This is a genomic window from Fructilactobacillus sp. X8R1C1 (assembly GCF_059900945.1).
Genome location: NZ_JBWXVH010000008.1, coordinates 1 through 1,801 on the forward strand (window position 1 = coordinate 1; position 1,801 = coordinate 1,801).

Sequence of the window (1,801 nt, forward strand, 5' to 3'; positions counted from 1 at the left end):
AGAGTAGATCTTTGAAAACTGAACAAGATTTTGATTACAAGTGTAAGGTAATTTTAAGTTGTAGAACTTAAAATTAAACATTTGCGAAGTCAATTCGCTTTTTAATTCTTTTGAAAAAGAATGACAACAAATAATAATGAGCTAGTAAAATTTCTCATTTCTAAAATGAGAGTTTGATCCTGGCTCAGGACGAACGCTGGCGGCATGCCTAATACATGCAAGTCGAACGAGCTGCGCTTATTGATAGTTGATGCTTGCATTAACTAGATTTAAGTTAGCAGCGAGTGGCGAACTGGTGAGTAACACGTGGATAACCTGCCCAGAAGAAGGGGATAACACCTGGAAACAGATGCTAATACCGTATAACAACGAAAACCACATGGTTTTCGTTTGAAAGATGGCCTTTGTGCTATCGCTTTTGGATGGATCCGCGGCGCATTAGCTAGTTGGTGAGATAAAGGCTCACCAAGGCGATGATGCGTAGCCGACCTGAGAGGGTAATCGGCCACATTGGGACTGAGACACGGCCCAGACTCCTACGGGAGGCAGCAGTAGGGAATCTTCCACAATGGACGAAAGTCTGATGGAGCAATGCCGCGTGAGTGAAGAAGGGTTTCGGCTCGTAAAACTCTGTTGTTAGAGAAGAACGGGCGTGAGAGTAACTGCTCACGTCGCGACGGTATCTAACCAGAAAGTCACGGCTAACTACGTGCCAGCAGCCGCGGTAATACGTAGGTGGCAAGCGTTGTCCGGATTTATTGGGCGTAAAGCGAGCGCAGGCGGTCTTCTAAGTCTGATGTGAAAGCCTCCGGCTTAACCGGAGAAGTGCATCGGAAACTGGGAAACTTGAGTGCAGAAGAGGACAGTGGAACTCCATGTGTAGCGGTGAAATGCGTAGATATATGGAGGAACACCAGTGGCGAAGGCGGCTGTCTAGTCTGTAACTGACGCTGAGGCTCGAAAGCATGGGTAGCAAACAGGATTAGATACCCTGGTAGTCCATGCCGTAAACGATGAGTGCTAGGTGTTGGAGGGTTTCCGCCCTTCAGTGCCGCAGCTAACGCATTAAGCACTCCGCCTGGGGAGTACGACCGCAAGGTTGAAACTCAAAGGAATTGACGGGGACCCGCACAAGCGGTGGAGCATGTGGTTTAATTCGATGCTACGCGAAGAACCTTACCAGGTCTTGACATCTTCTGTTAACCTAAGAGATTAGGTGTCCCCTTCGGGGGCAGAATGACAGGTGGTGCATGGTTGTCGTCAGCTCGTGTCGTGAGATGTTGGGTTAAGTCCCGCAACGAGCGCAACCCTTGTCATTAGTTGCCAGCATTCAGTTGGGCACTCTAATGAGACTGCCGGTGACAAACCGGAGGAAGGTGGGGATGACGTCAAATCATCATGCCCCTTATGACCTGGGCTACACACGTGCTACAATGGACGGTACAACGAGTTGCGAAACCGCGAGGTCAAGCTAATCTCTTAAAGCCGTTCTCAGTTCGGATTGCAGGCTGCAACTCGCCTGCATGAAGTTGGAATCGCTAGTAATCGTGGATCAGCATGCCACGGTGAATACGTTCCCGGGTCTTGTACACACCGCCCGTCACACCATGAGAGTTTGTAACACCCAAAGTCGGTTAGGTAACCTTTTGGAGCCTGCCGCCTAAGGTGGGACAGATGATTAGGGTGAAGTCGTAACAAGGTAGCCGTAGGAGAACCTGCGGCTGGATCACCTCCTTTCTAAGGAAAAATTCGGAAACCTTACATTATTGAAGTCTTGTTTAGTTTTGAGAGTTTTACTCTC

Annotated in this window: 1 rRNA gene; it reads left to right on the top strand. The window is 48.7% G+C overall.

Features of this window, described 5'->3' with window-relative positions:
- The first annotated feature begins 161 nt into the window (after window positions 1–161).
- Window positions 162–1,737 (top strand): 16S ribosomal RNA (locus tag AC6UD1_RS06970).
- Window positions 1,738–1,801: the final 64 nt, after the last annotated feature.